1 protein-coding gene is annotated in these 406 nt (G+C 39.7%); it reads left to right on the top strand.

Features of this window, described 5'->3' with window-relative positions; genetic code table 11:
• Positions 1-51: 51 nt before the first annotated feature.
• Positions 52-406: hypothetical protein (locus tag HC176_RS17055; RefSeq protein ID WP_167920205.1), on the top strand; the 355-nt coding region annotated here is incomplete at its 3' end.

Genomic DNA, 406 nt, shown 5'->3' on the forward strand with positions numbered 1-406 from the left:
CTTGAAGATGGTGTTGCAACTAATGGAACCTTTAATCCTACTATTCAGCAGTTGATCGAGCAATACAATTTCCAGAGCAACTTTGGAGACTTTACTACAACTTATACCATTGGTACCGGAAATTGTTTAGATTCTGTTGAGTTAACGGTTACTGTTGTTGAAAACCTGTTAGCAGGTGAAAACGCAACGGTTAATCTAACCGACGAAGACACTGAAATTTTTGATCTATTTGACGAGTTAGGAGGAACACCTGATGAAGGTGGTATCTGGACTGACGCTGAAGGAAATGAAATAGACGGATCTTTTGATCCTACTACAGATGAAGCCGGTGTATTTACTTATACCATTGTTAGTGACAATGAGTGTGAAGACTCTGCCACTGTGACTGTTACATTTGAAGACGATC

It is taken from the genome of Tamlana crocina, assembly GCF_012037625.1.